25 protein-coding genes are annotated in these 26,631 nt (G+C 64.2%); 17 read left to right on the plus strand and 8 right to left on the minus strand.

Translation table 11 applies throughout. The features are described from left to right. Positions 1-39: 39 nt before the first annotated feature. The 4 genes from HB675_RS08135 to HB675_RS08150 form a co-directional block, all read right to left on the minus strand. Positions 40-450 carry an OsmC family protein gene (locus HB675_RS08135; RefSeq protein ID WP_213877503.1) on the minus strand — a complete coding sequence of 137 codons (411 nt, stop codon included), beginning with the start codon at positions 448-450 and terminating at the stop codon, positions 40-42. Positions 451-585: 135 nt separating this feature from the next. Beyond that, positions 586-1,806 carry a beta-ketoacyl-ACP synthase I gene (fabB, locus tag HB675_RS08140; protein ID WP_213877504.1) on the minus strand — a complete coding sequence of 407 codons (1,221 nt, stop codon included), beginning with the start codon at positions 1,804-1,806 and terminating at the stop codon, positions 586-588. 10 nt (positions 1,807-1,816) lie between these two features. After that, complete coding sequence (gene fabA / locus HB675_RS08145; RefSeq protein WP_213877506.1) at positions 1,817-2,332, minus strand: 3-hydroxyacyl-[acyl-carrier-protein] dehydratase FabA; 516 nt, start codon at positions 2,330-2,332, stop codon at positions 1,817-1,819. A 291-nt stretch (positions 2,333-2,623) separates the two neighbouring features. Continuing rightward, positions 2,624-4,525 (minus strand): ATP-binding protein, encoded by a 1,902-nt coding sequence (locus HB675_RS08150; protein ID WP_213877508.1) that lies wholly within the window; start codon positions 4,523-4,525, stop codon positions 2,624-2,626. A 183-nt stretch (positions 4,526-4,708) separates the two neighbouring features. On the opposite strand from HB675_RS08150, the gene HB675_RS08155 reads away from it, so the two are divergent. The 7 genes from HB675_RS08155 (at position 4,709) to HB675_RS08185 (ending at position 10,316) form a co-directional block, all read left to right on the plus strand. Next, the gene (locus HB675_RS08155; RefSeq protein ID WP_213877510.1) at positions 4,709-5,719 is read left to right on the plus strand and encodes an NAD(P)H-dependent glycerol-3-phosphate dehydrogenase; all 1,011 of its coding nucleotides are present in this window, start codon (positions 4,709-4,711) and stop codon (positions 5,717-5,719) included. Between the two features lie 46 nt (positions 5,720-5,765). After that, positions 5,766-6,113: a DUF4389 domain-containing protein gene (locus tag HB675_RS08160; protein WP_213877512.1), complete on the plus strand. Its 348-nt coding sequence runs from the start codon at positions 5,766-5,768 to the stop codon at positions 6,111-6,113. Next, positions 6,110-6,565, plus strand: coding sequence for a phosphohistidine phosphatase SixA (gene sixA, locus HB675_RS08165; RefSeq protein ID WP_213877514.1), 456 nt, complete (start codon positions 6,110-6,112; stop codon positions 6,563-6,565). The genes HB675_RS08160 and sixA overlap by 4 nt, the downstream gene beginning before the upstream one ends. A gap of 130 nt (positions 6,566-6,695) precedes the next feature. Continuing rightward, positions 6,696-7,517, plus strand: coding sequence for an alpha/beta hydrolase (locus tag HB675_RS08170; protein WP_213877516.1), 822 nt, complete (start codon positions 6,696-6,698; stop codon positions 7,515-7,517). Next, positions 7,517-8,371 carry an alpha/beta hydrolase gene (locus HB675_RS08175; RefSeq protein WP_213877518.1) on the plus strand — a complete coding sequence of 285 codons (855 nt, stop codon included), beginning with the start codon at positions 7,517-7,519 and terminating at the stop codon, positions 8,369-8,371. The genes HB675_RS08170 and HB675_RS08175 overlap by 1 nt, the downstream gene beginning before the upstream one ends. A 90-nt stretch (positions 8,372-8,461) precedes the next feature. Continuing rightward, a complete protein-coding gene (locus HB675_RS08180; protein WP_213877520.1) occupies positions 8,462-9,253 on the plus strand; it encodes a DUF4892 domain-containing protein in 792 nt (263 codons plus the stop codon). A gap of 25 nt (positions 9,254-9,278) precedes the next feature. Beyond that, on the plus strand, positions 9,279-10,316 hold the full coding sequence (locus HB675_RS08185; protein ID WP_213877522.1) for an AI-2E family transporter: 1,038 nt from the start codon (positions 9,279-9,281) through the stop codon (positions 10,314-10,316). An 88-nt stretch (positions 10,317-10,404) separates the two neighbouring features. On the opposite strand, the gene xopAW is transcribed toward HB675_RS08185, so the two are convergent. From xopAW to HB675_RS08200, 3 genes are all read right to left on the minus strand, one after another. After that, the gene (gene xopAW / locus HB675_RS08190; RefSeq protein ID WP_213877524.1) at positions 10,405-11,274 is read right to left on the minus strand and encodes a XopAW family type III secretion system calcium-binding effector; all 870 of its coding nucleotides are present in this window, start codon (positions 11,272-11,274) and stop codon (positions 10,405-10,407) included. Between the two features lie 107 nt (positions 11,275-11,381). After that, positions 11,382-12,482, minus strand: coding sequence for an ATP-binding protein (locus HB675_RS08195; protein WP_213877526.1), 1,101 nt, complete (start codon positions 12,480-12,482; stop codon positions 11,382-11,384). Continuing rightward, positions 12,482-13,243 carry a response regulator gene (locus HB675_RS08200; RefSeq protein ID WP_213877528.1) on the minus strand — a complete coding sequence of 254 codons (762 nt, stop codon included), beginning with the start codon at positions 13,241-13,243 and terminating at the stop codon, positions 12,482-12,484. The genes HB675_RS08195 and HB675_RS08200 overlap by 1 nt, the downstream gene beginning before the upstream one ends. 230 nt (positions 13,244-13,473) lie before the next feature. Between HB675_RS08200 and kdpF the strand changes: the two genes are divergently transcribed. From kdpF to HB675_RS08230, 6 genes are read left to right on the plus strand one after another with little or no spacing between them, the layout of a single operon-like run. Next, positions 13,474-13,569, plus strand: a complete 96-nt coding sequence (kdpF, locus tag HB675_RS08205) for a K(+)-transporting ATPase subunit F (protein ID WP_213877530.1) — start codon at positions 13,474-13,476, stop codon at positions 13,567-13,569. A 1-nt stretch (position 13,570) separates the two neighbouring features. After that, a complete protein-coding gene (kdpA, locus tag HB675_RS08210) occupies positions 13,571-15,265 on the plus strand; it encodes a potassium-transporting ATPase subunit KdpA (protein ID WP_213877532.1) in 1,695 nt (564 codons plus the stop codon). Between the two features lie 10 nt (positions 15,266-15,275). Further along, positions 15,276-17,333 (plus strand): potassium-transporting ATPase subunit KdpB, encoded by a 2,058-nt coding sequence (gene kdpB / locus HB675_RS08215; protein WP_213877534.1) that lies wholly within the window; start codon positions 15,276-15,278, stop codon positions 17,331-17,333. A gap of 10 nt (positions 17,334-17,343) precedes the next feature. Further along, on the plus strand, positions 17,344-17,892 hold the full coding sequence (kdpC, locus tag HB675_RS08220) for a potassium-transporting ATPase subunit KdpC (RefSeq protein ID WP_213877536.1): 549 nt from the start codon (positions 17,344-17,346) through the stop codon (positions 17,890-17,892). 45 nt (positions 17,893-17,937) lie between these two features. After that, entirely contained in the window at positions 17,938-20,589 is a 2,652-nt protein-coding gene (locus tag HB675_RS08225; protein WP_213877537.1) for a sensor histidine kinase KdpD, read from the plus strand. Further along, positions 20,590-21,300: a response regulator gene (locus HB675_RS08230; protein WP_213877538.1), complete on the plus strand. Its 711-nt coding sequence runs from the start codon at positions 20,590-20,592 to the stop codon at positions 21,298-21,300. A 5-nt stretch (positions 21,301-21,305) separates the two neighbouring features. Here HB675_RS08230 and HB675_RS08235 read toward each other — a convergent pair whose 3' ends face one another. Beyond that, the gene (locus HB675_RS08235; RefSeq protein WP_213877539.1) at positions 21,306-22,331 is read right to left on the minus strand and encodes a patatin-like phospholipase family protein; all 1,026 of its coding nucleotides are present in this window, start codon (positions 22,329-22,331) and stop codon (positions 21,306-21,308) included. Between the two features lie 128 nt (positions 22,332-22,459). Between HB675_RS08235 and HB675_RS08240 the strand changes: the two genes are divergently transcribed. From HB675_RS08240 to HB675_RS08255, 4 genes are all read left to right on the plus strand, one after another. Continuing rightward, positions 22,460-22,738 carry a hypothetical protein gene (locus HB675_RS08240; protein ID WP_213877542.1) on the plus strand — a complete coding sequence of 93 codons (279 nt, stop codon included), beginning with the start codon at positions 22,460-22,462 and terminating at the stop codon, positions 22,736-22,738. Between the two features lie 63 nt (positions 22,739-22,801). Beyond that, positions 22,802-23,719, plus strand: a complete 918-nt coding sequence (locus HB675_RS08245) for a MoxR family ATPase (RefSeq protein ID WP_213877543.1) — start codon at positions 22,802-22,804, stop codon at positions 23,717-23,719. Further along, positions 23,689-24,666, plus strand: coding sequence for a DUF58 domain-containing protein (locus HB675_RS08250; protein ID WP_213877545.1), 978 nt, complete (start codon positions 23,689-23,691; stop codon positions 24,664-24,666). Before HB675_RS08245 ends, HB675_RS08250 begins: the two co-directional genes overlap by 31 nt. Next, positions 24,663-26,627, plus strand: coding sequence for a DUF3488 and transglutaminase-like domain-containing protein (locus HB675_RS08255; RefSeq protein ID WP_213877547.1), 1,965 nt, complete (start codon positions 24,663-24,665; stop codon positions 26,625-26,627). The genes HB675_RS08250 and HB675_RS08255 overlap by 4 nt, the downstream gene beginning before the upstream one ends. Positions 26,628-26,631 lie beyond the last annotated feature (4 nt).

The raw sequence follows: 26,631 nt of genomic DNA on the forward strand, positions 1-26,631 counted from the left end.
GCCTGATCGCAGACGGGATGCCCGACAGCATAAACGCTCTTACTGCTGGTTATCGACCAATGTCGTCTCGATGCTGACCTCGGCCGTGGTCATCAATTTGTGCACCGGGCAATGGTCGGCAATGCGGTCCAGTTCCTTGCGCTGGGCATGGGTCAGGTCGCCTTCCAGGGTCAGGCTGACGTTGAGCACGTACTTGCCGGTGGGTTCTCCTGCGTTGTCTCGGGTGACCTTGACCTGTACACCGGTCAGCGGGATGCCTTTTTTCTGCGCGTACAGCTTGAGGGTCAAGGCTTTACAGGCGCCCAGGGCAGCGTCGAAATAATCGTGAGGGGAGGGCGCCGAGTCGGCACCGCCCAGGCTTTGCGGCAGGTCGGCGAACAGCAGGTGGTTATCGATCTGGATGCTGTGGCGAAAGCCTTCGAGTGATTCAGTCTTGACGTCAATGGTCATCAGCAATTCCTTGCAGCGGGGCGGGGAGATCCTGACAGGTTAGAGCCTTGGCCAGTGGGGGACGTTCCATCGGCGGGTGCTCACAAAAAAGCCCCTGATCTTTCGATCAGGGGCATTGCGGTCAAGCCGAAAGGCTTACTTGCCCTGCCAGCGCTTCAACACCAGCGTGGCATTGGTGCCACCAAAGCCGAAGCTGTTGCTCATGACGGTATTGAGCTCGACATTTTCGACAGTCTTGGTCTGGATCGGCATGTCGGCCACAGCCGGGTCCAGCTCATCGATGTTGGCGGAGCCGGCAATGAACTTGCCTTCCATCATCAGCATGCAGTAGATGGCTTCGTGCACGCCGGCAGCACCCAGCGAGTGACCGGACAGGCTCTTGGTCGAGCTGATGGCCGGGGCCTTGTCGCCGAACAGTTCGCGCACGCCCTTGATTTCGGCCACGTCGCCTACTGGCGTTGAGGTGCCGTGAGTGTTGAGGTAGTCGATCGGGGTGTCCACGGTGGACATGGCCATCTGCATGCAGCGGATGGCGCCTTCGCCGCTTGGCGCGACCATGTCGTAACCGTCCGACGTTGCGCCGTAGCCGACCACTTCGGCGTAGATTTTCGCGCCACGGGCCAGAGCGTGTTCCAGCTCCTCGACCACCACCATGCCGCCACCGCCGGCGATAACGAAACCGTCACGCTTGGCGTCGTAGGCGCGGGAGGCCTTTTCCGGGGTTTCGTTGTATTGGGTGGACAGTGCGCCCATGGCGTCGAACAGGAACGACTGGCTCCAGTGTTCTTCTTCGCCGCCGCCGGCGAAGACGATGTCCTGCTTGCCCATCTGGATCTGTTCCATGGCCGTGCCGATGCAGTGGGCACTGGTGGCGCAGGCCGAAGCGATGGAGTAGTTCAGGCCCTTGATCTTGAAAGGGGTGGCCAGGCAAGCGGACACGGTGCTGCTCATGGTGCGGGTCACGCGGTACGGACCGACGCGCTTGACGCCTTTCTCGCGCAGGATGTCCAGCGCTTCCATCTGGTTGAGCGTCGAAGCACCACCGGAACCGGCCACCAGGCCGGTGCGCGGGTTGGACACCTGGTCTTCGGTCAGGCCCGAATCCTTGATCGCGTCCTGCATCGCCAGGTAGGCGTAGGCGGCAGCATGGCCAACGAAGCGGAACACCTTGCGGTCGATCAGCTCTTCGAGGTTGAGGTCGATGGAACCGGAAACATGGCTGCGCAAACCCATTTCGGCATATTCCGGGTTGAAACGGATGCCAGGGCGGCTTGCACGCAGGTTTGCGGAAACGGTGTCTTTGTCATTGCCCAAGCAGGAAACAATGCCCAGACCAGTGATAACGACGCGGCGCATGCGAATACCCTTAGAAATTTTCAGTGGAAGTGAACACGCCGACCCGGAGGGCGTCAGCGGTGTAGATCTCGCGGCCGTCGACACTGACCGAGCCATCGGCGATGGCCAGGTTCAGCTTGCCTTTGAGGACGCGCTTGATATGGATGTTATAGGTGACTTTCTTCGCGGTCGGGAGAACCTGGCCAAAGAATTTCACTTCACCGGAACCCAGCGCCCGGCCACGGCCTGGCAGGTCCTGCCAGCCCAGGAAAAAACCGACCAGCTGCCACATGGCATCCAGGCCCAGGCAACCGGGCATCACCGGGTCGCCTTCGAAGTGGCAAGCGAAAAACCACAGGTCCGGGGTGATATCCAGCTCGGCGACCAATTCACCTTTGCCGTACTTGCCGCCTTCTTCGCTGATGTGCGTGATGCGATCGACCATCAGCATGTTGGGGGCGGGCAGTTGCGCGTTACCAGGGCCGAACAGCTCACCGCGACTGCAGCGCAGCAGATCTTCCCGGGTAAAGGCGTGTTGTTTGGTCATGCGAGCTCCTCAATAGTCCCTGTGTGGCAGGGGGCAAGTCGTGCTGACCGCACCAGGACGTATCGTCCTGGCCGGCAGCCTACTCATAGACTATTGCGTTGTGGTGAAAGTCACAGCGCCAGGGACGAAGATGTACACCTGTGCACTGAAATTTATTATCCGACCGTCTTCCGGGCCAGATCCAAAGGTGAAGATTGCCGCATTTTATCGTTCGCCGCCAGTTATGCCGCTAACGGTGACGATCTTGTCGCCGGCCTGAAAGGCTGGAAGGCCCTGGAACAGGGCGTCGGCTCAAAAGGCCAGCCACCGTGCCAGGACCTTTTGCAGGTCTGCCCGCTTGAACGGCTTGGCCAGGTAATCGTTCATCCCGGCCGCCAGACAGGCTTCCCGGTCACCGTGCAAGGCGTTGGCGGTCAGGGCAATGATCGGCAGGCTTTCGCGCTCCGGTTGCAGGCGGATCTGGCGGGAAGCTTCATAGCCGTCGATGATCGGCAGCCGGCAGTCCATCAGGATCGCGTCAAAGGAGCGAGTGCTGGCCTCGCTGATGGCCAGTGCGCCGTCACCCACCACCTGCACGCCGAAGCCCAAGCTGCGTAGCATGGCCTCGATCACGGTCTGGTTCACCGGGTTATCCTCCACCAGCAGTACGTGCAAGCCATGACCCTCCTGGCTCGGGGCGATTCCGGCAAGCGGGGCCGGGGCCTTTTGCAGGCACAGGGCCAAGGGCAGTTCCAGCGTGAATCGAGAGCCGATGCCTTCTTCGCTCTGGGCCCGCAGCGTGCCGCCCATGCGCTCGGCCAAGGTGCGGGCAATGGGCAGGCCCAGTCCGGTGCCGCCATAGCGACGGGAAATAGAGTTATCGGCCTGCTGGAAGGCGACGAACATCAACTCCAGGCGATCGGCACTGATACCGATGCCGCTGTCGCGCACCGAGCAAGTCAGCCAGATCAACTGGTGATCCAGCTCATGCCAGTTGGCTTCGATCTCGACGCTGCCGGTTTCGGTGAACTTCAGCGCGTTGCCAACCAGATTGACCAGCACCTGGCGAATGCGCGTCGGATCGCCCTCGACCCACAGGTCGTCGACGCTCACCGGCTTGCGCAGGCTCAGTTGCAGGTCGCGCTGGCGGGCGCTGTGATGGAAGGACTGGACGCAACTGTCGAGCATGTCCCCGAGATTGAAGGCGATATGTTCCAGTTCCAGAGCGGCCTGTTCGATGCGGGAGAAATCGAGGATGTCATTGATGACCTTGAGCAGATGCTCGGTGGACTCGCTGGCAAGCGCCGCGTACTCCCGTTGTTCGTGGGTCATCTGCGTGGTTTCGAGCAGTTGCAGCATGCCCAGCACGCCGTTCATGGGGGTGCGCAACTCATGGCTCATCATTGCCAGAAAGTCCGACTTGGCACTGTTGGCGCGTTCGGCCTGCTCGCGGGTCTGGATCAGCTCCTGCATGGCCAGGCGCTGCTCGCGTCCGGCCTGGTCCAGGCCCGTGGCGAGGTTGTTGATGTGGCGCGCGAGGTTGCCCAGCTCGGAGTCGTCGACGATAGGCAGCGGCGCCTCGAAATCGCCCTGCTGGATGGCCTTGACGGCTTGGCCCATGGCGCTGATCGGGCGCGACAGACTACGGGACAGGCGCCTTGCCAGGAGGAAGGTGAAGAGCAGCGCAAACAACGCCAGCACGGCCGCCTTGATGAGGATTTCCTGCTGGCGCTGGTTGAAGGCGTCATCCGACATGCCCACCGTGACCCGCCCCAGATAGTCGTCTCGGGGGCCCGTCGCGGTGACGCCGATCCGGTGCAACAGCTCTTCGTTGCGCCGCGCCGCCTGCAGGCGGATGCTGGCCTGGAACACTTCGATCTGTTGCTTGGACATTGGGGGCTGATCGGGTTGTTCGAGGTACATCAGAATATGGTCGCTGCGGTCCTGGATCTCGAGAAAGCGCACGTGAGGCGTGGCCAGCGTGGCACGCATCAGGCTTTCCAGCACTTCGGTGTTGTGCATCAGCACGCCATACTCGGCGGCCGGCGCCAACTGCCCGGCGATCAGGTGGCCGGTGCGGTTGAGCTCCTCGCGCAGGTCCTGGATGCGGACGAACGTGAAGAAAAAGATCAGCAGCAGGCTCAGCAGCAGGGCTGGGCCCAGGCAGAGGATCTGGGTGCGGGTATGGATGTCCCAACTCAGGCGTAACGGCATGGGCGGCCTTCAGGGGCTTCAAGTGCAGCACGGGTTCGGCCGCCTATGTTAACCGACTCTCGCGACATTTACAGTTGATCGCGGTCAATCACAGGATGAGTCACGGGCAATCGGCGCTGGTCGCGGCAACGCGGGGCCGTATAATGCCCGGCAACGCCATTTGCGCATCATGACGGACAGGATATGACTGAACAGCAGCCGGTGGCAGTTCTGGGAGGCGGCAGCTTCGGCACCGCCGTGGCCAACCTGCTGGCCGACAATGGGCAACGGGTGCTGCAATGGATGCGCGACCCCGCTCAGGCCGAGGCCATTCGTACGCACCGCGAGAATCCCCGCTATCTCAAGGGCATCAAGGTACACGCTGCGGTGGAACCGGTCACCGAGCTGGCCGACACCCTCGCGGCCTGCGAACTGGTGTTCGTCGCCTTGCCCTCCAGCGCGCTGCGCTCGGTACTCGCGCCCCACGCCGAGCGCCTGAGCGGGAAACTGCTGGTCAGCCTGACCAAGGGCATCGAGGCGCAGACCTTCAAGCTCATGAGCGAAATCATCGAAGAAGTGGCGCCGGGTGCGCGTATCGGCGTGTTGTCCGGCCCCAATCTGGCTCGGGAAATCGCCGAGCATGCGCTGACCGCCACGGTGGTTGCCAGTGAGGACGAGGTCCTCTGCCAGCGCGTGCAGGACGCGCTCCATGGGCGTACCTTCAGGGTGTATGCCAGCAGCGATCGCTACGGGGTCGAGCTGGCCGGGGCGCTGAAGAACGTCTACGCGATCATTGCCGGCATGGCCGTGGCGCTGGGCATGGGCGAGAACACCAAGAGTATGCTGATCACTCGGGCGCTGGCGGAAATGACTCGCTTTGCGGTCAGTCAAGGCGCCAGCCCCATGACCTTCATGGGGCTGGCGGGCGTCGGCGATCTGATCGTCACCTGTTCCTCGCCCAAAAGCCGCAACTACCAGGTCGGTCACGCCCTGGGCCAAGGGCTGAGCCTGGACGAAGCGGTGACACGCCTGGGGGAAGTGGCCGAGGGTGTGAACACCCTCAAGGTGCTCAGGGCCAAGGCCCAGGAGCTGCAGGTGTACATGCCGCTGGTGATGGGCCTGCATGCGATCCTGTTCGAGGGCCGTACGCTGGCCCAGGTGATCGAGTTGCTGATGCGCGCCGAGCCCAAGACCGACGTCGACTTCATTTCCTGAAACCCGTTTTTTCAACCGATTCATCCCAGTGGCAAAGGAGCAGGACATGAATGAATCACCCTTGGAGCCTCGGCACGAGTCCATTGCACTGCGCATCCTGTGGATGCTGGTGTTCCTGCTGGTATGGCAGGTGGCGCAGTTTCTGCTCGGCGCACTGGTGGTGGTGCAGTTGATCTATCGCCTGATCTACGGGGCGCCCAACGCCGGCCTGATGAATTTTGGCGACAGCCTGAGCGCGTACCTGGCGCAGATCGGCCGCTTTGGCACCTTCCACAGCGATTCCAAGCCCTGGCCGTTCGCCGATTGGCCACAGCCCCGTCAGCCAGACGGCGAAGCCCCCCACAAGGTGGCGCCTGCGGCCCATCCGGTGCGTGACGAAGAGCCGAAACTGTGAACCTCTGGGTGCTGCGCCACGGCCAGGCACAAAATCGCGCGTCCAGTGATGCGGCTCGCGAGCTGACCGACCGTGGTCGCGAAGAAGTTTTGCGCAGCGCCGCTCACCTGGCCACCCAGCCGTTGCAAGCGATCCTGGCCAGCCCTTACCTGCGTGCTCAGCAGACGGCGGCACTGGTACGCCAAACCCTGGGTTTCGAGCCCAACGTGCTCACCGTGCCCTGGTTGACCCCGGACTGCGAACCCACTGACGTCATCACGCAACTGGAGGGCATGTCCTGGGAGCACCTGCTGCTGGTCAGTCACCAGCCGCTGGTGGGCGCTCTGATCGGCCTGTTGCAGCACGGGCACTATCGCCAGCCGCAACCGATGGACACCGCCAGCCTGGTGCGCTTGCAGGGTGAGTGGCCACTGGCCGGGCTGATGACATTGGGCCAGATCCATCACGCCTGATCGGCCAAGGCATGGCAGTAAAGGCCCCTTGGATGGCCGATCCAGTCATTGCCGGCAACCAGGGTCTTGCCGACAATCAGCGACCTGTCGAGGGAACACTCGTTGCCTGTCGATGCAAGGAGTGCAGAGCATGTCCCAACCGATCTTTTTTGCTCACGCCAACGGATTTCCGTCGGGCACCTATGGCAAGTTGTTCGCCGCCCTCGAGCCCGAGTTCAGTGTCGAACGCCTGCCACAGCATGCCCATGACCCGCGCTTTCCCGTGGATGACAATTGGCACAGCCTGGTGGCCGAGTTGCTCCACCATCTGGCCCTCGCACCAGCGCCGGTCTGGGGCATCGGGCACTCCCTGGGGGGCTTGTTGCATCTGCACGCCGCTTTGCGGTGCCCGCAGTACTACCGGGGCGTAGTGATGCTCGACTCGCCGGTGCTGACCCTGGCCGATCGCCTGATGATCCGCGCGGCCAAGCGCCTGGGTTTCATCGATCGCATCACGCCGGCCGGGCGCACCCTCGGGCGGCGTCAGGAGTTCTCCGACCTTGACTCGGCTCGTGGTTATTTTGCCAGCAAGCGCCTGTTTCGCGCCTTCGATCCAGACTGCTTCGAAGCCTATCTCCAGCACGGTTTGCGGGCGGTGGGCGAGACGTTCCAGCTATGCTTCGATCCGGCCACGGAAATCAGCATCTACCGCAGCGTGCCCCATGTGAACCCCGGGCGCATTCGCCAGTTGGCAGTGCCGTTGGCCATGGTGCAGGGCAGCCACAGCGATGTCATCATGCGTCACCATGCCAGCGCCGTGCGCCGCCTGGCCAACGCCGAGCACCATACCCTGCCGGGTGGACACATGTTTCCCCTGGAGCGCCCGCAGCAAACCGCCGACCTGATCAAAGGCATCATCAGCAACTGGCAGCGTCGGACGGTGGTGGGCAAGACAGCAGAGCCCGAGCACTGATGAACGACCCGATTGAAGAAATTCGCCTGCGCCTGCCGCACATCGAACTGGCCGCGCAACTGTACGGACCGCCCGACGGGATGCCGGTGGTCGCCCTGCACGGCTGGCTGGACAACGCCAACAGCTTTGCCCGTCTGGCGCCGTTGCTGCCGGGGCTGCGTATCGTCGCCCTGGATCTGGCCGGTCACGGTTATTCCGAACACCGCCCGGCCGGTGCCGGCTACGCGCTGTGGGACTATGCCCATGATGTACTGCAAGTGGCCGAGCAGTTGGGCTGGCAACGCTTTGCGCTGATGGGGCATTCGCTGGGCGCGATCATTTCGATGATGTTCGCCGCCGCACTGCCCGAGCGTATAGAACGTCTGGTGCTGATCGACGGTCTGGTGCCGCCTACCGCCTCCCCGGAGGGCGCGGCTCGACGCCTGGGCGAAGCACTGCAGGCGCAATTGGCCCTGCCGAACCGACGCAAGCGTGTCTACGCCGAGATGGACCGGGCAGTCGAGGCGCGCAGGAAGGGCGTAGTCGCGGTCAGTCGCGAAGCCGCCGAACTGTTGGCTCGGCGCGGCCTGGCGGCGGTTCACGGTGGCTACAGCTGGCGCCATGATCCGCGGCTGACCCTGCCGTCGGCGGCCCGACTGACCGACGAGCAGGCACTGGCCTACGTCAGCCAGGTGGCCTGTCCAACCCGCCTGATCGTCGCTGAGGCCGGCATTCTCGCCACTCGCCATGAGCTGCTGGAAGCCTTGCCCTTCATCGCCACCCGTCTGCCGGGCGGCCATCACCTGCATTTGAATGACGAGACGGGCGCGCAGGCTGTCGCACAATGTATCAATCGCTTCTTCGACGTTTCTTGACTTGCCACCGGCAAGTGCCGAGGCTTGGCGGGTTTACTACGGAGCGCTTTCTATGCCTTTTCCCCTTCTTTCATCCCGCGCGGCGCGTTGATGAAAGCACTTCTGTCATTGCCTTTTTTCAGCCTGCTCTGGGCCGCCACCGCAGTGGCGGCGCCGTTCAGCGTGCCTGCACCCATGGACGCGACAGTGGTCGACGAGCGTCCGGCCAGTCAGCAGGAACGCCTCTATCCCATGGGCGCAGTGCGCAAGATCAGCGGCCAGTTGCGCATGGAGGCGCAAGTGAGCGGCAAGGGCGAACTGGCCTCCGTGACCTGGGAACTGCCCGTGGAACGCACCGCGCTGGAGGCCCTCACCACCGCGCGCAGAGCCTTGCAGGCGCAAGGTGCCCAGGTGCTTTTCTGGTGCGAGGCCCGTGACTGTGGCGAAAGCAGCCTGTGGGCCAACGAAATCCTCGGCAACTCCCGGCTGTATGGTTCCGACGAGCAGCAAGGGTTCATTCTGTTGCGTCAGGCGACGCCCGACGACAACCGCCTGGTGGCGCTATACAGCATCACCCGAGGCAACCGCCGAGCCTACCTGCACGCCGAGCAGTGGCAAAGCGACGCGCCGCTGGGTCGTTTACTGCCGACCCCCGGCACGGTGTTGCGTGAGCTGCGCGGCACTGGCGCGCTGGACTACCCGGCGTTGAGCGGTGTGCCCGACGTGGCCTGGGCTGCTTTACTGGCTCGGAGCCTCAATCAGGATGTGACCTTGCGCATCAGCCTCTCTGGCGCGACCGCCCCGGCCTGGCGCCAGGCGCTGATCGACCAGGGCGTGCGCGGGGCGCGTCTGGAAGAGGGCACCGCAGCCACCCAGGGCCTGCACCTGGAATTGATCCGTTAGGCTGATCAGCCCAGGGGGTACGCACATGTTCAACAATGACCGACTGCTGGTGCAGATTATCCTGCTGGCGCTCTTCGGCGCCTGTCTCTGGGTCATGGCGCCCTTCATCTCCGCTCTGCTCTGGGGGGCGATTCTGGCATATGCCAGCTGGCCCTTGATGCGTCTGCTGACGCGTTGGCTCGGCGGCCACGAAACCCTGGCAGCGGGCATTCTGACGCTGTGCTGGATGTTACTGGTGGTACTGCCGCTGGTGTGGCTGGGTTTCAATCTGGCCGACCATATACGGGACGCCACGGTGTTCATCCGAGATGTGCGGGTCGACGGCTTGCCGGACGCACCCGGCTGGCTGGCAGGGATTCCGTTGGTCGGCGCCCGGCTGGTGGCGCTGTGGAACAGCCTGGACGAGCAGGGCGCAGCGCTGTTGGCCAGCGCCAAGCCGTACTTTGGCCAGGTGGGCAATTTCCTCCTGGCGCGCAGCGCCCAGATCGGTGGCGGCCTGCTGGAGCTGACACTGAGTCTGGTCTTCGTGTTTTTCTTCTACCGCGACGGCCCGCGCCTGTCGGCGTTCGTGCTGGGGCTGCTGGAGCGGCTGATCGGTGAGCGCGCCGCCTACTATCTGGATCTGGTGGCCGGCACCGTTCAGCGTGTGGTCAACGGTGTCATCGGCACGGCAGCAGCCCAAGGCCTGCTGGCGCTGGTGGGTTTTCTGATCGCGGGGGTTCCGGGGGCGCTCGTGCTGGGCATCGGCACCTTCGTGCTGAGCCTGATCCCCATGGGGCCCCCCCTGATCTGGATTCCGGTCACAGCATGGCTGGTCTGGCAGAGCCACTATGGCATGGCGGTATTCATGGCGATCTGGGGCACGCTGGTGATCAGCGGGGTAGACAACGTGCTCAAGCCCTATCTGATCAGCCGCGGAGGCAACCTGCCGTTGGTGATCGTGCTGCTGGGGGTATTCGGCGGCTTGCTGGCCTTCGGGTTCATCGGCCTGTTCATCGGCCCGACCTTGCTGGCGGTGGCGTATAGCTTGCTTCTGGATTGGACACGCAAGCAGCAGCCTTGAAGTCCGCGTCGCCCTGATCGCAGGCAAGCCCTGCTCCCACCGGGAGTAGCCCTTGGGTGCGATGCAGGCGACGCGGGTGCGCTTTGAATCAAGCCGCCGTGGTCACCTGGCTGCCCACCGACTGCGAGGCATTGAGCTGATACTGGCTGGTCAGGTTGGCAATCATCTTGGCCAGTGCGGCTGCCTCCATGGCTTTGGCTTTTTCACTGTCGGTCGTGGTGGTCGACGAGGTGCTGCTCAGCAAGCTGCTCAGGTCGCTGGAACTGGACGAGGCTGAGTTGGACGTCGAGCTGTCGCTGGACGACGAGTCGGAACTCAAGGCACTGGCCAGTTCCGCTTCGCTGATGCTGCCGCTGCTGTCGGTGTCCAGGGCGCTGAACAAGTCACTGGCCGAGTCGCTGGACGTGTTGGTCTGGGCGGGCGGCGGTGGCGGAGGGCTCATGGCGGCCGCCAGTTCATCGGAACTGACCGTCCCGTCCTGGTTGGTGTCCAGCAGGGAGAACACGGTGCTGGCGTCGTCCGTGGTATCGCCGGCCTTGGTCATTGCAGTGCTGAGTTCATCGCTGCTGATGGTGCCATCGCCGCTGCTGTCGATCGCCGTCATCAGTTGATCGACCGCGTCGGTGCTGGGCGCACCGCTACCGTCTTGAGACGGCATCGGCGGCGGGCTCATGGCGGCCAGTTCGTCGAGGCTGAGGCTGCCGTCGGAATCGCTGTCGAGTTTGCTGAAATCCTTGCTCAGGCTGACCAGTACACCGCTGGAGCCATCGCTGCCACTCGAACTGCTGGTGCTGTTGGACACCGCCGTCTGCAGCTCGGCCTTGCTGATCTTGCCGTCACCGTCGGTGTCGAGCTTCTTCAGCAATTGCTCCTGGAATTTTTTTGCCTGGTCGGTGGTGGTGCTGCTGGTGGTCGAACTGAGGTAGCTCGACAGACTACTACTGACGCTGCTGATCATGTGGCTGCTCCTGATACTGGGGATCGCCCTCTGCGTGGCGACACCTGTAGCATCTGGTAACAATTTGTCAGGCGTGTGCGTTTTGTGTATCGGCCGAGTTACTGGCGTCAAGGCCTTGGCAGGCGCACCACTGCCGTTAATCCGCCGCCAGGGGTTTCTTCCAGTCGCAGTTCGCCACCCAGGCGTTGTACCGCTTCCCGGGCGATGGTCATGCCCAGACCGACGCCGCCGGAGTTGCGATTGCGCGAGCCTTCCAGGCGATAGAACGGCTCGAACACCGCCTCACGCATTTCCTCGCTGATGCCAGGCCCGTGGTCGATCACTCGGATCAGTACTTCATGGCGACTGTCGCGGATGTCCAGCAAGGTCGCGCCCCCGTAGCGCAGCGCGTTGTCCAGCAAGTTGCTGATACACGAGCGCAAGGCCATGGGCTGCACCGGCAGCGGCGTACAGTGGCCGGCGTACTGGGCGTCGGCGCCGTGGTCCTGAGCGTTCTCGCACAGGGACTCCACCAGGGCCTGTACGTCATACATCTGCTGGGCTTCGCTGGTGCGCTGTTCGTGCAGGTAGGTCAGGGTGGCGTCGAGCATGCCGATCATGTCGTCCAGATCCTGACGCATCTGGTTCTGCAGCTTTTCGTTGTCGATGTTTTCCAGCCGCAGCTTGAGCCGTGACAGCGGCGTGCGCAGGTCGTGGGACACGGCACCGAGCATCCGAGCGCGGGCCTGGACCTGCTCACGGATACGCTTTTGCATGCGGTTGAAGGTGAGGGCCACCTGCCGTGCCTCCCGAGGCCCGGTTTCCTCAAGCGGCGGGCTGTCGAGGTTCTCGCTCAAGCGCTCGGCAGCGCTGCTGAAACGCTGAATGGGCCGCGAGAGCAATTTGGAGCCATACCAGGCCGCGATCACCAAGGTAATCATCTGGAACATCAACGGCACCATCGGACCGCCAAACAACGGCCGTGGTGGTGGCGGCTGGGGTTCCGGAAAGGGTTCGGCGGCGATGGCGCCTCCGTTCTCGTCGGCCGCAGCGGCCGCGGCCGCCGCGTTACGCGCGTGTTCCTGCTGCTCGATGCGCGCCACCCTGTTCGGTGGCGGCGGCGGGAAGCCGTATTGCTGGAACCACAGGTAGGCCAGAATATGGGCGAAGACAATGGCGATCAGTGACACGCCGAACAGCCGGGCGAACAGCGTATCAGGGCTTTTCATCAGCCAATTTCTCTCGCGTCGAACAAGTAGCCCTCACCGCGTACGGTCTTGATCAATTGCGGCGCTTTCGGGTCATCGCCCAGCTTCTGACGCAGACGCGAGACCAGCAGGTCGATGCTACGGTCGAAGGCTTCGATCGAGCGGCCCCGTGCGGCATCCAGCAGTTGCTCGCGGCTGAGCACCCGGCGCGGACGCTCGAGGAACACCCACAGCAAGCGGAATTCGGCGTTGGACAGCGGCACCACCAGGCCATCGGCGGCGATCAGCTGACGCAGGACGCTGTTCAGGCGCCAGTTGTCGAAGCGCACATTGGCGCGCTGCTCGGTGCGGTCGTCACGCACCCGGCGCAGAATGGTCTGGATCCGGGCCACCAGCTCGCGGGGTTCGAAGGGCTTGGCCATGTAGTCGTCGGCGCCCAGTTCCAGGCCGATGATACGGTCGGTGGGTTCGCAACGGGCGGTCAGCATCAGAATCGGGATGTCCGATTCCGAGCGCAGCCAGCGGCACAGCGACAGGCCGTCCTCACCCGGCAGCATGAGGTCCAGCACCACCACGTCGAAGGTGTCGTCCACCAGCACCTGGCGCATCCCTTCGCCATCGCTGACGCCCACGGCAAAAATGCCGAAACGGGCCAGATAGTCGATCAGCAGCTCGCGAATCGGCACATCATCGTCGACGATCAACGCGCGGGTGTTCCAGCGTTTATCTTCTTCAATCAGCCCTTTGCTGGCGTCAGTCTGGGTTTGCGGGATGTTTTGCATGCTTGTTTCGTCTGCCTGAGAGGGTGCCGGAGCGGGGTGGGATGTCGCGTGCGGCGACAGTAGCGGGCACGCGTGTTGGCGGCATTTCTGAAATGTATCAAGGCTGATACAAATGTCGGCTTTTTTACAGAAACTTTATGCCGATCGTCGGGTCGTGCTCTCGAGCCTTTACGGCCCCCTCTTCGAGAATAGCTCCAGGCGGCGCGTGCCGTCACACGGAGAGATTCATCATGGGCGTTCTGGACGGCGTATCACTGTTGCTGGCGGTGGCACTGTTTATCTATCTGCTGGTGGCGCTGCTGCGTGCGGACCGGGGTGAGGTCTGACATGCACAGTTACGATTATGCCCTGATTCTGGCTTTCTTTGCTTTGGTGCTTTTACCCGCGCCGATGCTTGGACGTTTCTATTACCGTGTGATGGAAGGCCAGCGCACCTGGTTGAGCCCATTGCTTGGGCCGCTGGAGCGCGGTTGCTATCGCCTGTCCGGTATCGATGCGGGCGAGGAGCAAAGCTGGCAGCGTTACACCTTGGCGTTGCTGGCCTTCAACCTGGCCGGCTTTGTCCTGCTATTGCTGATCCTGCTGGGGCAGGGCCTGTTGCCCCTCAACCCGCAACAATTGCCCGGCCTGGAGTGGACCCTGGCTTTCAACACGGCGGTCAGCTTCGTCACCAACACCAACTGGCAGGCCTACAGCGGCGAGGCGTCGCTGAGCTATTTCAGCCAGATGGCAGGGCTGACCGTGCAGAATTTCGTCAGCGCCGCCACCGGCCTCGCTGTGCTGGTGGCGTTGTGCCGGGGGATGGGCCGGCGTTCGACGCGCTCGCTGGGCAATTTCTGGGTCGACATGACCCGTGCCACTTTGTACGGCCTGCTGCCCCTGTGTCTACTGCTGGCCCTGGTACTCGTGTGGCAGGGCGTACCGCAGACCTTCGCTCACTATGTCACCGGCACCACCTGGCAAGGGGCTGATCAGGTCATTCCCCTCGGTCCTGCGGCCAGCCAGATTGCCATCAAGCAACTGGGCACCAACGGCGGCGGCTTCTTCGGGGCCAACTCGGCGCACCCGTTCGAGAACCCGAGTGCCTGGAGCAACCTGCTGGAGCTGGCATCCATCCTGCTGATTCCGGCCGCGCTGGTGTTCACCTTTGGGCATTACGTCAAGGACCTGCGACAGAGCCGCGCCATCATGGGCTGCATGCTCGCGTTGCTGTTGATCGGCGGTGGCGCGGCGCTCTGGGCCGAATACCAGCCGGTGCCGGGCAGCGATGCGAGTCTGGTGCAGCAGGCCGCACCGCTGGAAGGCAAGGAAACCCGCTTCGGCACCACCGGCAGCGTGTTGTGGGCGGTGGCGACCACAGCCGCGTCGAACGGCTCGGTCAACGCGATGCACGACAGCCTCAACCCGCTCACCGGCCTGGTAGCCCTGGCCAACATGATGGTCGGCGAGGTGATCTTCGGCGGCGTCGGGGCGGGCCTATACGGCATGCTGCTGAACGTGTTGATCGCGGTGTTTCTGGCCGGTCTGATGATCGGCCGTACCCCGGAATACCTGGGCAAGAAGCTACAGGCCCGAGAGGTGCAGTTGCTGGTGGCGACCTTGCTGGTGATGCCCGTCGGCGTCCTGGTGCTGGGCGCCATTGCCGCCAGCCTGCCAGGCCCGGCCGGGGCCGTGAGCAACCCCGGGCCCCACGGTTTCAGCCAGTTGCTGTACGCCTACACCTCGGCCACCGCCAACAACGGTTCGGCGTTCGGTGGCTTCAGCGCCAACACTCCGTTCCATAATCTGATGCTCGCGCTGGCGATGTTGCTGGGGCGCTTTGGCTACATCCTGCCAGTGCTGGCACTGGCCGGTAGCCTGGCGGCGAAAAAGATCGCTCCGGTGGGGGCCAACAGCTTTCCCACCCACGGCCTGCTGTTCGTGACCCTGCTCGGGGTGACCATCCTGCTGGTGGGCGGCTTGACGTTCCTGCCGACCCTGGCCTTGGGCCCCATCGCTGAACACTTGAGCCTGGCCTTCTGAGGATTCGATGATGAACATGCCTATTCAACCCACCGCCATGACCGTCGAGCCAGCTGCGGCCGCCTCCGGCATGGCGAGCCTGTGGCGCCCGGCGCTGCTGCAAGCCTTCGTCAAGCTCGACCCGCGCCAACTCAAGCGTGCGCCGGTGATGCTGGTGGTGGAGCTGACCGCCATCCTCACCACCGTGCTTTGCCTGATCCCGGACCCGCAGGTGCCGACCTTCATCGCCGTGCAGATCGCCCTGTGGCTGTGGTTCACCGTGCTGTTCGCCAACTTTGCCGAAGCCTTGGCGGAAGGCCGTGGCAAGGCCCGGGCTGATAGCCTCAAGGCCGGCAGCCAGGGCTTGACTGCCCGCCGTCGAGTAGGCGCCGAGCAGTACGAGGTGGTCGCGGCCAGCCACTTGCGCCGAGGCGATGTGGTGCGAGTCGAGGCCGGCGAGATGATCCCCGGAGACGGTGAGGTTCTGCAAGGCATTGCGGCGGTCAACGAGGCGGCCATTACCGGTGAGTCTGCCCCGGTCATTCGCGAGTCTGGCGGTGATCGTTCGGCAGTCACGGGCAATACGCGGCTGGTGTCGGACTGGCTGCTGGTGCAGATCACCGCCAACCCCGGCGAGTCGACCCTGGACCGCATGATCGCGTTGGTGGAGGGCGCACGCCGACAGAAAACCCCCAACGAAGTGGCGCTGGACATCCTGCTGATCGGGTTGACCCTGATCTTCCTGCTGGTGGTGGTGACCCTGCAACCCTTCGCCCATTTCGCCGGTGGCAACCTGCCGCTGGTGTTTCTCGTGGCGTTGCTGGTGACCTTGATCCCCACTACCATCGGCGGTCTGCTCTCGGCCATCGGCATTGCCGGCATGGACCGCCTGGTGCGGCTCAATGTGATTGCCCGGTCCGGGCGGGCGGTGGAGGCGGCGGGCGATGTGCATGTGCTGCTGCTCGACAAGACCGGCACCATTACCTTCGGCAACCGTCGCTGCACGGCGTTGCACGGCGCCCCGAAGGTGAGCCCTGGCGAGTTGGCCGAGGGCGCTTGGCTGGCCTCCTTGGGTGATGAAACGGCCGAGGGCAAATCCATTGTCGATTACGTGCGCAGCCTGCATGAGTGGCCAGCCCCCGACGCGGCGAGTTTCCGGACCGTGGCCTTCAGCGCCGAGACGCGACTGTCGGGAATCGACCTGGGCAGTCAGCGTTACCGCAAGGGAGCGGTGGATTCGCTGCTGAGCTTCATCGGCAAGGGGCGTGGCGATCTGCCCGCAGCCCTGGCGGCGGATATCGAGCGCATTGCCCAGAGCGGCGGCACCCCCTTGCTGGTGTGCAAGGATCAGCAGCTGCTGGGCGCGATTCACCTCAAGGACGTGGTCAAGCCGGGCATTCGCGAGCGCTTCGAGGAACTGCGCAAGCTGGGCATTCGCACAGTAATGGTGACCGGCGACAACCCGCTGACCGCCGCAGCCATCGCCGCCGAAGCCGGGGTCGACGACGTCATAGCCGAGGCCACGCCGGAGAAGAAACTCGCGCGCATTCGCCAGGAACAGGACGATGGCCGTCTGGTGGCCATGTGCGGCGACGGCGCCAACGATGCTCCGGCACTCGCCCAGGCGGACGTCGGCATGGCCATGAATGATGGGACCCAGGCGGCGCGGGAGGCGGCCAACATGGTCGACCTGGACAGCGATCCGACCAAGCTGCTGGACGTGGTTCGTATCGGCAAGGAGTTGCTGGTGACCCGTGGCGCCCTGACGACTTTTTCCATTGCCAATGACGTGGCCAAGTATTTCGCCATCCTGCCGGCGTTGTTCGCGGCGATCTATCCGCAGCTGGGGGTGCTCAACGTCATGCACCTGACCAGCCCGCGCAGCGCAATTCTCTCGGCCATTGTGTTCAACGCCCTGATCATCATCGCGCTGGTGCCCCTGGCCCTGCGCGGCGTTCGGGTGCAGGCGGCCAGCGCCGCGCAGTTGCTGCGGCGCAACCTGCTGATCTACGGCCTGGGCGGGCTGGTGGTGCCTTTTGTCGGCATCAAAGTGATCGACTTGATACTCACTGCACTGCACCTGGTTTGAGGAGAACGACATGACAGGTTATCTGCGTCCGGCCCTGAGCCTGATGGTGGTAATGACATTGCTCACCGGGGTGGCTTACCCGGTGCTGGTGACCGGGGTCGCGCAGCTGGCGTTCCCCATCCAGGCCAACGGCAGCCTGCTGCACGATGCCGACGGCAAGGTGCGTGGCTCGACCCTGCTGGCCCAGGATTTCAGCGGCGACAGCTGGTTCCACTCGCGCCCCTCGGCGGCAGCCTTCGCCACGGTGGCCAGCGGTTCCAGCAACCTGGCGCCGAGCAATCCGGCGCTGGCGACGCGCATCGCCGCCGATGCCGTCAAAGTGCAGGTGCCGGGTGAGGGGCCGGTGCCACTGGCCATGCTGACCACCTCGGGCAGCGGACTGGACCCGCACCTGCCCCCCGAGGCCATTGCCTACCAACTGCCCAGGGTGGCAGCGGCGCGACATCTCTCGGTGCAGACGTTGCAGGCGTTGGTGCAGGCGCATACCGAGTCACCCTGGGTGGGGCCGCCAGTGGTGAATGTGCTGGCGTTGAACGTGGCGCTGGATGAACTGCGATAGGATGATGCGTTGGCGTCCGGCCTACTTGAATCTACGATGGATACCATGACCACCAACACCCAACGTGCCGACGCCCTGCTGGCCGACCTGCCGCGCCCCGGGCGGGGGCGGCTCAAGGTTTTTCTCGGTGCCGCGCCCGGCGTGGGCAAGACCTACGCGATGCTGCAGGCGGCCCACGATCGCCAGCGTCAAGGCATCCGGGTGTTGGCAGGGGTGGTCGAGACTCACGGTCGACGTGAAACCGAAGCGCTGCTGGTGGGCCTTCCTCAGCAGCCTTTGTTGCGCCGAGAGCACCGTGGCGTGCTGATCGAGGCGCTGGATCTGGATGCGGTGCTGGCCGCCGCGCCGCAGCTGCTGCTGATCGACGAACTGGCCCACAGCAACGCCCCCGGCAGTCGTCATGCCAAGCGCTGGCAGGATGTTCAAGAGCTGCTGGGGGTGGGTATCGACGTCTACACCACGGTCAATGTCCAGCACCTGGAAGGGCTGAACGATCAAGTGCGCGACATCACCGGCGTGCGGGTGCGTGAAACCCTGCCCGACTGGGTGGTGCAGGAAGCCTTTGAACTGGTGCTGGTGGACCTGCCGGCCCGCGAATTGCTCGAGCGCCTGCGCGACGGCAAAGTCTATGTCCCCGAGCAGGCCCGCGCGGCCATCGATGCGTTTTTCTCCCAGACTAATCTCAATGCCTTGCGCGAACTGGCGTTGCAGACGGCCGCCGCCCAGGTGGACGCCGACCTTGCCCAGGGTTACCAGCAGCGGGGTCAGGCCGCGCCACCGTTGCGCGGGCGCCTGCTGGTGGGGGTGAGCGGCAATCTTCAGGCCGAACGACTGGTGCGCCATGCCAGTCGGGTGGCCCAGCGCCGACACTTGCCCTGGAGTCTGCTGCATGTGGACAACGGCAAGCCCCAGGAAGAAGCCGTTCGCACCCGGCTGCAATATGCCCAGCAATTGGCCGAGCGCCTGGGTGGCGAAGTGATTACCTTGCGCGGTGAAGACGCGCCGGCGTTGCTGCTGCGCTATGCCCGCGAACACCGTGCCAGCCTCGTGCTGGTAGGGCAGTCCCGTCGGCGGCGCTGGCGGGCCGGGCTCGCGAGTCGTCTGCTGGCCCAGGCGCAAGGCATGGAAATCAACATCCTTGATCGCGACGTCGATGCTGCCGAATCCGGCCCGACCGCCTCGGCGGTCGACGTGCCCTGGCGCGACTACGGGCTGGCGGCATTGGCGACGGTATTGGCCAGTGCCTTGGCCTGGGGCGTTTCCAGTCTGCTGGCGCTGCCCAATATCTCCCTGGTGTTTCTCGCTGCGGTGCTGCTGGTGGCGATACGTAGCAGTATCGGCCCGGCGTTGGCCTGTGCCGGCCTGTCCTTTGTCAGCTACGACTTTCTGTTCATCCCGCCGCGCTTCTCGTTGAGCATCCAGCGCGAGGAGGATGTGCTGACCCTGCTATTTTTCCTGCTGATGGCGGCCCTGACCGGCAACCTGGCCGCCCGCCAGCGCCGCCAGTTGCAAGCCTTGCGCGACACCCGTCAAGAGACCGACGAGTTGCTCGGCCTCTCCCGTCGGCTGGCTGCCGCCACCGATCGCCAGGCCGTGCTCAACGCCGCTCGGCAACACTTTGCCGAGTGGCGCGGGGTGCAGGTGTGTGTTCTCGAACGTCAAGGCAGCACGGCGTGGAACCCGGCGATGGCGCAGCTGAGCGACACCGAACAGGCTGCCGCCAGTTGGGCCTGGCAGCACCAATTACCGGCCGGGCGCGGCACCGGCACGCTGCCGGTGGGGCACTGGTGGTGGTGGCCGCTGGCCCTCGAAGGGCAGCCGTTGGCGCTGTTGGGTGTACGTGAAAGCGCCGAAGACACCGCGCCGGATCATGGCCTGAGCGATTCGCGTCGCCGCCTGCTGGCTGCCCTCGGCCAGCCGCTGGCGCAAGCCTTGGCCCGGGCGCGGCTGGCCGACCAATTGGAGGCGGCGCGTCTGCATGGCGAGACCGAACAGCTGCGCAGCGCCTTGCTGGCGTCGGTATCCCATGACCTGCGCACACCGCTGACGGCCATGCGCGGCAGTATCGACAGCCTGCTCGCGCTGGGCGAAGCGATTCCCCGTGCCGATCGGCAAGAGCTGTTGGAAGGCACCCGCGATGAAGCTGAGCGCCTGGACCGCTATATCCAGAATCTGCTGGACATGACCCGCCTGGGTCACGGCGCGCTGAAACTCAGCCGCGACTGGGTGGCCCCTGGCGACATCGTCGCCAGCAGCCTGCAACGGCTGCGCGCGGTGCTGGGACCGTTGCAGGTCAGCGTGCACATCCCGGTCGAGTTGCCGCTGTTGTACGTGCACGCTGCCCTGATCGAACAGGCGCTGGTCAACGTGCTGGAAAACGCCGCACGTTTTTCCCCGCCCGAAGGTCGTCTCGAGGTGACGGCTCAGGTGCAGGACGAACAATTGCAGTTCACCGTTGCCGATGAGGGCCCCGGGATCCCGGAAGACGAGCGCGCGCAGATCTTCGATATGTTCTACACCGCCGCCCGGGGCGATCGGGGCGGGCAGGGCACGGGGCTGGGGCTGGCCATCTGCCAAGGGATGATCGGCGCCCACGGCGGCCAGATCGTCGTGGGCGATGGCATTGATGGCCGCGGCACGCGGATCGCCCTATGCTTGCCGCTGCAACGCCAGCCCGGCGTGGAAGAAGACCGTTGAATGAGCCAGAGCACGACGATCCTAGTCATCGATGACGAGCCGCAGATACGCAAGTTTCTGCGCATCAGCCTCAGCTCCCAAGGCTACAAGGTGCTCGAAGCGGCCACGGCCGGTGAGGGGCTGACCCAGGCCGCACTGGGCCGGCCTGACCTGGTGGTCCTCGACCTTGGTTTGCCGGACATGGACGGGCAGCAGGCGTTGAACGCCCTGCGCGAGTGGTCACAGGTGCCTGTGCTGGTGTTGTCGGTGCGCGCCGGCGAAGCGGACAAGGTGCTGGCCCTCGATGGTGGGGCCAATGACTACGTGACCAAACCTTTCGGCATCCAGGAGTTCCTTGCCCGGATCCGCGCCCTGTTGCGTCAGGCGCCGGCCGGCGAGCCAGCACCCGTGGTGGTGGAACTCGGTGCGCTGCGCATCGATCTGGCCGCGCGCCAGGTGACCCTGGACGGTACCGAAGTGTCCCTGACCCGCAAGGAGTACGCCGTGCTGGCGCAACTGGCACGCCATCCAGGCCGGGTGATCACCCAGCAGCAGTTACTCAAGGAAGTGTGGGGCCCCAGCCATGTGGAAGACAGCCACTACCTGCGCATCGTGGTGGCGCATTTGCGGCAAAAGCTGGCAGATGAGCCGGCCGCCCCCCGCTATATCGTGACCGAGGCGGGGGTGGGGTATCGCTTGGTGGGGCAGTCTATGGGGGCCTGGCCGCCGTAACTGCCTCACCGCGCCTCCCGCTCATACTCATCGAGGGTATCGCGCGCAATGATCCGCCCCAGCTCGATCAACTCAGGCGCCTTGTAAAATTCGAAAAACCGACACACCCGCTTGGGCACATTGATCAACACGTCCGGCGGGTAACCTGCAATCTTGTACTGGGCCAGCGAGGTCTGCATGACCTCGAAACTCTGGTTGATCAAGTCCAGCAACGAGGCCGGTCCAACGTTGTCGATGATCACCGAACCGGTCGCCGAGGCGCTGGCCTTGGCAGCGCCTGGCGCGGCGGGGCGGGCGGTGGCCGAGGTCGGCTCCCCCAGCCAGGGGTCGCCGGCCACTTGCAAAGTCTCCTGTTCGATGCGCAGCAATTGCTCGGCGGGCGCGCGGCGAAAGGGCAGGCGCGAACCCAGCGAACTCAGCACATTGTTGAAACGCTGCTTGAAGGCTGCGGGGCGCTCCAGCACAGGCAGCGCGTACTGGGTCTGGCTGGTGGAATTGAGATTGACGGCGATGATCAGGTCGCAATGGCTCGACACCACCGGCACGATCGGCAGCGGATTCAACAGCCCGCCATCCACCAGCATGCGGTTGCCTTGCATGACCGGGGTGAACAGGCTCGGGATCGCTGCCGAGGCGCGCATTGCCTGGTGCAGGTCGCCCTCCTGAAACCAGATTTCCTGCTGGTGGGTCAGGTCGGTGGCCACGGCAGTGTAGGGAATGCGCAGATCCTCGATGTTCATCTCGCCAACGATCTTGCGGATCTGGCCAAACACTTTTTCACCGCGAATCGCGCCCAGGCGAAAGCTCACGTCCACCAGTCGCAGCACGTCCAGATAGTCGAGGCTCTCGATCCAGCGCCGATATTCGGGAAGCTTGCCCGCCGCATACACACCGCCCACCACCGCGCCCATGGAACAGCCGGCAATGCAGGCAATGTCATAACCGCGTCGTTCAATTTCCTCGATCACGCCGATATGGGCATAGCCACGGGCACCGCCGGAGCCCAACACGAGGGCCACTCGCTTTTTCATCTGTGCTTACCATTGAGGGTATAGGCATTACAATGCGCCCGATAGACGGTCGGCTTCAATGCGTGTCACGGCACTTTTCATGTGCCGACCGGGTCTGATTGATGTTCTTTACTCTTGAGGTGTCATTGATGAAAGCCTGGATCTGTCTGCCGTTGTTTGCGTTGGTTCTGACAGGTTGTGCCGGTAAGACTGCTTACCGGGATACATGCGGGACCCAGCTGGATGCCGCCTGGCATGAGCTGGATCTGGCGAAGGCGGAAGGCTTTGCCGGCACCGTCAGCTACTCCAAGGCCCTGTCGCTGTTGACCGGTGCCAAGACCCAGCAGCAATTCGAAGCGTTCGAAGGCTGCAGTGACAAAGCCGAAAAGGCGCGGTTTTATATTCGTGAGTCCCGCGCCGGTCGCTGATCGGTTCAAACAGCAGTTCCAGCCCGGCACCCCGCCGGGCGCTTTTGCAGGGAGCATCGTCCCATGCGCAGCCAGTTGCAGGAATGCCTCGACGCCGTCAACCGGGTGCTGTTGGGCAAGGAGCAGCAGGTCCGCCTGGCGCTGACCTGTCTGGTGGCCAACGGCCACCTTCTGATCGAAGATCTGCCCGGCATGGGCAAGACCACCCTCAGCCACACCTTTGCCCGTGTGTTGGGCCTGAGCTTTCAGCGCATCCAGTTCACTTCTGATCTGTTGCCCAGCGATATTCTTGGCACCTCGGTGTTTGACAAGGACTCCGGGCAATTCGTCTTCCACCAGGGGCCGATCTTTGCCGAGCTGGTGCTGGCCGATGAAATCAACCGTGCCACGCCGAAGAGTCAGAGCGCGCTGCTGGAAGCCATGGAGGAGGGCCAGGTCACCATCGAGGGCGCCACGCGCTTGTTGCCGCGGCCGTTCTTCGTGATTGCCACGCAAAACCCCAGCACCCAGGGCGGCACCTTTGCCTTGCCGGAATCGCAGCTGGATCGTTTCCTGATGCGTCTGTCCTTGGGCTATCCGGCCAGGGCGGCGGAAAAGGCGCTGTTGCTGGGCCAGGCACGTCGCGAATTGCTGCCGCAGATGCCGGCGGTGCTCGACCATGCCCAGCTGGCGCGCTTGCAGGCCCAGGCGCGGGCCGTGCGGGTCAGCGATGCGCTGGTGGATTATGTATTGCGGCTGGTGGAAGCGACCCGCAGCCAGCCACAATTTGCCTGGGGCCTGTCACCTCGGGCCAGTCTGGCCTTGCTGGCCGCCTCCAGGGCCTGGGCTTTGCTGGTGGGACGCGACTACGTCATCCCCGAAGACGTCCAGGCAGTATTGCCAGCAGTGGTCAGCCACCGTCTGCGTGAACAGGCCGACCCCGCCGGTCAGGGTGCAGGCCCCTTGGTGCAGTGGCTGCTGCGCGAGGTGCCAGCGCTGTGAGCCCGCGCCAGCGCTGGCGGCGTTGGCAAGACCAGCGTCTGCCCAGTGCCGCGCGCATCGCGCTGGATGGCAAGCGCATCTTCATACTGCCCAGCCGCAGTGGTGTGGGCTTCGGCCTGGTCCTGCTGTTGATTCTGCTGGCGGCCATCAACTACCAGAACAGCATGGCCTATGGCCTGGTTTTCCTGCTGGGTTCTGTGTTCGTCGTGGCGATTCTGCACACCTACCGCAACCTCGCCGGGCTGGTGCTCAGTGGTGGTGCCGCACCCGCCGTGTTCGCCGGGGAGCACGCGCGGTTTGTCTTGCGCCTGGAAAGCCAGGGTCCGGAACATCAAGCCATAGCCGCCGGATGGTCGGCCGCAGACCTGCAACGCATTGACATCGACCGTCAGCACGTCCAGCAGCTTGAACTGCACTTGCCTGCCGAGCGCCGTGGCTGGCTGCGCGCGCCGCGCATGCGCGTGGAAAGCACCTTTCCGATGGGGATTCTGGTGGCCTGGAGCTGGGTCGATCCGGGCCAGCGCGCGCTGGTCTATCCACGCCCGCTGCAAGGGGAAATCCCTGCCGTGCCCAGCCGCGCTGCGCCTCAGGAAGCCCATACGGTGATCATGCACGGGCAGGGTGTGGATGATTTTCAGGGGCTCAAGGAGTACCAGCCGGGCGATTCGTGGCGACGCATGCACTGGAAGGCCTGGTCGCGGGGCGGGCCCTTGTTGCTCAAGGATTTCGCCGATCTGCGTGGCGAGCAGCTTTGTCTGGACTTTCTCGCCTTGGGCGGAGATACCGAACAACGCCTGTCACGGCTGTGCTACTGGGTGCTGGAGCTGTCGCGGCAGAACGCCCCGTTTGCCCTTCACCTGCCGGGGCAGGTGTTGCCACTGGCCAGCGGTGATGAGCATCGGCTGGCCTGCCTGCAGGCCTTGGCGCTGTTCGGGCTACGGTCATGAGTGCCGCCCAGGCGATCCCGCGCATCAGCCTGGTGTGGCTGTTATTGGCGCAGTCCCTGGTGTTGCTGCCCCTATGGTTTTACGTGCCGCTGTGGCTGCCGTTCCTGTGGCTGGGCTGCACCCTCTGGCGGGTGCAGATGCTGCGCATGCGCGCGCCGGTGCCGGGGCGGGCGCTGAAGTTGTTGCTGGTAGTGTTGGTGGCGATCGGCGTCTACCTGAGCCGGGGCAGCATGGTCGGTCTGGACGCAGCCGCAGCCCTGCTGGTGGCGGCTTTTTTGCTCAAATTGCTGGAAATGCACACCGGTCGTGATGGCCGCGTGTTGATCTTCCTTGGCCTGTTCTGCGTGGTGGTGGGCTACCTTTTCGATTCCAGCCTGCCCTGGGCAGTCTACAGCCTGCTGCCGATCAGCGCCCTGCTGGCTGCGCTGATCGGCCTGCAGCAGACGCGTCTCATCAGCCAGCGTTGGGCCACCTGGCGCCTGGCCCTGAGAATGATCGGCCAGGCATTGCCGTTGATGCTCCTGCTGTTTGTCTGCTTTCCGCGACTGGAGCCGCTTTGGTCGCTGCCGATGCCCGGCAAAAAAGGCATGACCGGCCTGTCCGACACCTTGTCGCCGGGGGATATGGCGCAATTGGGACGTTCGACCGAAGTGGCGTTCCGGGCTGATTTCGAGGGGCCGATTCCGCCCAACCGGGAACTGTATTGGCGCGGCCTGACCCTGGAGCGTTTTGACGGTCAGCGCTGGAGCCAGTCCAACTTCAACCTGATGCGTCCAGCACCGGCCTGGCAACCGAGGGGGCCGATGCTGGCGTACCGGATCATTCAGCAGCCCAGCGGCTCGCCTTGGCTGTTTGCCCTGGACGTTGGCCAGACGCCCCTGCGCGAGGCTCGGCAACTGGGGGATTTCCGTCTGCAACGCCAGCAGCCGGTTCAGCAAGCGCTGCTGTACAGCGTGCGCTCATGGCCCCAGGCGGTGCGGGAACTGGAGATCAATGGGCAGTCACGGCAGATGGACCTTCAGTTGCCGGCCCAGGGCAATCCGCAGGCCCGTGCGTTGGGTGAACAGCTCAAGGTTCGCGACGCTTCGCCCGATGCCATTGTTGCGGCGCTGCTGCAGCAGTTTCGTCAGGAGGACTTCCACTACACCCTCAAGCCACCCCCCGTGGGCAGCGACAGCATCGATGACTTTCTGTTTGTGACCCGTCGCGGTTTCTGTGAGCACTACGCCAGCGCCATGACCTTCGTGTTGCGCGCTGCCGGGGTGCCGGCGCGTATCGTCGCAGGGTATCAGGGGGGCGAGGTCAACCCGGCAGGCCACTACCTCACGGTGCGTCAGTACCAGGCCCACGCCTGGGTCGAGTACTGGCAGGCCGGGGTGGGCTGGCGGGTGGCCGACCCGACGGTAGCGGTGGCGCCCCAGCGGATCGAACTAGGGCTGGAGCAGGCACTGGAGAGCGACGAGGACTCGTTGGCCGATTCACCCTTTTCGGGCATCAACTATCGTGGGGCGCCCTGGCTCAACCACTTGCGCCTGGGCTGGGATAACCTCAATTACAATTGGCAGCGCTTTGTGCTGGGTTATCAGGGCGAGCAACAATCGCAGTTCATGAGCCGCTGGCTGTCGGGCCTGCAAGCCTGGGTATTGCCGGTGGCCGGCGTGCTGATATTGGTGCTGCTGTCGTTGTGGCTGCTTAAGCCGTGGCGGTTGACGAGCGACCCCCAGCTGCGCGAATTCCATGCCTTTGAACGGTTGTTGCGCCAACGCGGTCTGGTACGAGGTCAGGGCGAAGGCGCTGCGGCGTTTTCGGCCCGGGCCGCCATGGCATTGCCCCGGCATGCGGCCGACATCCAGGGGTTTGCAGACGCATTCAGCGCCCGGCGTTATGCCGGGCAACCTCATTCGGCTGATCTGGCGCGGGCCCTCCGGGCGCTGCGACGCAGCCTTCACCACCGGGAGTAAAGCC

Source organism: Pseudomonas sp. dw_358 (assembly GCF_018449655.1).
In the GTDB taxonomy this organism is placed as follows: Bacteria; Pseudomonadota; Gammaproteobacteria; order Pseudomonadales; family Pseudomonadaceae; genus Aquipseudomonas.

Excerpts from the sequence above, each read along its gene's own strand:
- HB675_RS08135 (WP_213877503.1), bottom strand. The coding sequence starts at position 450 with ATGACCATTGACGTCAAGACTGAATCACTCGAAGGCTTTCGCCACAGC.
- fabB (WP_213877504.1), bottom strand. The coding sequence starts at position 1,806 with ATGCGCCGCGTCGTTATCACTGGTCTGGGCATTGTTTCCTGCTTGGGC.
- fabA (WP_213877506.1), bottom strand. The coding sequence starts at position 2,332 with ATGACCAAACAACACGCCTTTACCCGGGAAGATCTGCTGCGCTGCAGT.
- HB675_RS08150 (WP_213877508.1), bottom strand. The coding sequence starts at position 4,525 with ATGCCGTTACGCCTGAGTTGGGACATCCATACCCGCACCCAGATCCTC.
- HB675_RS08155 (WP_213877510.1), top strand. The coding sequence starts at position 4,709 with ATGACTGAACAGCAGCCGGTGGCAGTTCTGGGAGGCGGCAGCTTCGGC.
- HB675_RS08160 (WP_213877512.1), top strand. The coding sequence starts at position 5,766 with ATGAATGAATCACCCTTGGAGCCTCGGCACGAGTCCATTGCACTGCGC.
- HB675_RS08170 (WP_213877516.1), top strand. The coding sequence starts at position 6,696 with ATGTCCCAACCGATCTTTTTTGCTCACGCCAACGGATTTCCGTCGGGC.
- HB675_RS08175 (WP_213877518.1), top strand. The coding sequence starts at position 7,517 with ATGAACGACCCGATTGAAGAAATTCGCCTGCGCCTGCCGCACATCGAA.
- HB675_RS08180 (WP_213877520.1), top strand. The coding sequence starts at position 8,462 with ATGAAAGCACTTCTGTCATTGCCTTTTTTCAGCCTGCTCTGGGCCGCC.
- HB675_RS08185 (WP_213877522.1), top strand. The coding sequence starts at position 9,279 with ATGTTCAACAATGACCGACTGCTGGTGCAGATTATCCTGCTGGCGCTC.
- xopAW (WP_213877524.1), bottom strand. The coding sequence starts at position 11,274 with ATGATCAGCAGCGTCAGTAGTAGTCTGTCGAGCTACCTCAGTTCGACC.
- HB675_RS08195 (WP_213877526.1), bottom strand. The coding sequence starts at position 12,482 with ATGAAAAGCCCTGATACGCTGTTCGCCCGGCTGTTCGGCGTGTCACTG.
- HB675_RS08200 (WP_213877528.1), bottom strand. The coding sequence starts at position 13,243 with ATGCAAAACATCCCGCAAACCCAGACTGACGCCAGCAAAGGGCTGATT.
- kdpF (WP_213877530.1), top strand. The coding sequence starts at position 13,474 with ATGGGCGTTCTGGACGGCGTATCACTGTTGCTGGCGGTGGCACTGTTT.
- kdpA (WP_213877532.1), top strand. The coding sequence starts at position 13,571 with ATGCACAGTTACGATTATGCCCTGATTCTGGCTTTCTTTGCTTTGGTG.
- kdpB (WP_213877534.1), top strand. The coding sequence starts at position 15,276 with ATGAACATGCCTATTCAACCCACCGCCATGACCGTCGAGCCAGCTGCG.
- kdpC (WP_213877536.1), top strand. The coding sequence starts at position 17,344 with ATGACAGGTTATCTGCGTCCGGCCCTGAGCCTGATGGTGGTAATGACA.
- HB675_RS08225 (WP_213877537.1), top strand. The coding sequence starts at position 17,938 with ATGACCACCAACACCCAACGTGCCGACGCCCTGCTGGCCGACCTGCCG.
- HB675_RS08230 (WP_213877538.1), top strand. The coding sequence starts at position 20,590 with ATGAGCCAGAGCACGACGATCCTAGTCATCGATGACGAGCCGCAGATA.
- HB675_RS08235 (WP_213877539.1), bottom strand. The coding sequence starts at position 22,331 with ATGAAAAAGCGAGTGGCCCTCGTGTTGGGCTCCGGCGGTGCCCGTGGC.
- HB675_RS08240 (WP_213877542.1), top strand. The coding sequence starts at position 22,460 with ATGAAAGCCTGGATCTGTCTGCCGTTGTTTGCGTTGGTTCTGACAGGT.
- HB675_RS08245 (WP_213877543.1), top strand. The coding sequence starts at position 22,802 with ATGCGCAGCCAGTTGCAGGAATGCCTCGACGCCGTCAACCGGGTGCTG.
- HB675_RS08255 (WP_213877547.1), top strand. The coding sequence starts at position 24,663 with ATGAGTGCCGCCCAGGCGATCCCGCGCATCAGCCTGGTGTGGCTGTTA.